The organism is Rhodococcus sp. 14-2483-1-1 (assembly GCF_002259335.1).
Lineage (GTDB): Bacteria > Actinomycetota > Actinomycetes > Mycobacteriales > Mycobacteriaceae > Rhodococcoides.
Genome location: NZ_NPFX01000028.1, coordinates 1 through 1476, shown reverse-complemented (window position 1 = coordinate 1476; position 1476 = coordinate 1). Strand labels below are relative to the sequence as shown.

Annotated in this window: 1 protein-coding gene; it reads right to left on the bottom strand. The window is 65.6% G+C overall.

The window, feature by feature from the left end; all coding sequences use genetic code 11:
- Positions 1-58: 58 nt before the first annotated feature.
- On the bottom strand, positions 59-1468 hold the full coding sequence (locus tag CH294_RS27100; RefSeq protein ID WP_094739402.1) for an HNH endonuclease signature motif containing protein: 1410 nt from the start codon (positions 1466-1468) through the stop codon (positions 59-61).
- Positions 1469-1476 lie beyond the last annotated feature (8 nt).

Genomic DNA, 1476 nt, shown 5'->3' with positions numbered 1-1476 from the left:
CAACCTCTTCCAGCCCCGCACCGTGTTCTCGGTGCGGGGCTGGATTGTTTGTATGGGCTTATGTGATGTGGGGGCCGGCTCTGGCGTGGGATTGTCTGGGTTGTCGGTAGGGGTCGACGGTGGCTGGTGGGATGAACCACGGGTGGTTGTCGGCGGCGATGAAGACTTCCCAGTCACTGTGGTGGATGAGGCGGTGATGGAATCCGCACAGTAGAACCAGGTTGTTCATGTCGGTGGGTCCGCCGTCGGTCCAGTGCCAGATGTGGTGGCCTTCGGTCCAGGCTGCGGGTTTTCCGCAGCCGGGGAAGGCGCAGCCGTGATCGCGGGCGGTGAGGGCGCGTTTCTGTTTGGCGGTGACGGTGCGGGCGGTGCGGGCGAGGTTGATCGGGGAGCCGTTCTCGTCCATGACGATGGCGGTGAGGAGGCAGTCGCAGGCGAGCTGGCGGGACGTCTCGCGGGTGAGCGGTCCCATCCAGGGCAGCCACCCGGCGGTGGTGCCATCGCCGAACAGGTCCCGATACGCGCCACGATCGGTGGCCGGTCCACTGTCGCAACCATCGGCATCACCGTCGCGGGTGCTGCTGCTCGCGCTATCGGATCTGGTTGCCGTACCTGTGTTTTCGTCACTATCACTGCCGCTGCCGCTGCCGCTGCCGCTGCCGCTGCCGCTGTCACTGTCACCGGAGCCTGCGCCTGCTGCAGTGCCGCGCAGGTCGGTGAGGTCGCGGAGGGTGATGTGCAGGTTGACGTGCGGCTTCTCGCCGCCTTCGGTGGGTCGGTTGCTCGACGCGAGGTAGCGGTCGAGGATGTGTCCGAACGCCTCGGCGCGGCGTAGAGCGGGGCTACGTTCGTCCTGGGTGCCGTCGGCGGCGGGGCGGGGTTCGGTCAACGGCGAGAGCGCGGCGAGGAGTTTTTCTCCGGTGACAGCGTCGAAGTCGGCCTTGAGGACCAATCGCCCGTTCAAGGTTTTCGAGGCGAAGAGTTCGTTGCGGTCGGTGTCCTCGGGTGGTGGTTTGTTGCCACCGTAGGTGTCTTTCAGTTTGGTGATGGCTTCGCGGATGCGGTCGGTGCGTGCGCCGGGTCCGGTTGCGGCGGTGATCATCGCTTTGCGCGCGATATCGCGACCCTCTTGGGGGAGGTTCTTGGGTGGTGTTTCGGCGAAGGTGAGGATCAGGGCGGCGTGGTCGATGGTCATGACGCCTGCGTTGATGGCGTCGGCGATGTCGGGGAAGTTCTTCAGTCCGCGGGCCAGGGCGACGATCTTGGTGGCTTTACTGGGGCTGAGCAGGGTGGTGGAGGTGAGCCAGCCGGCAGGGCCGGGGAAGCCGAGTTTCTCGCGGGAGACGCGGGTGTCGATCTCGCTGACGAGGGCGATACGTCGGGCTTCGAGCAATTGGATTCGGTGGGAGACATCGGCAGCGTCGGCGAGGAGTTCGCTTTCGCTCAGTTGCCAGATCTCCGTTGTCATGGGCCAAG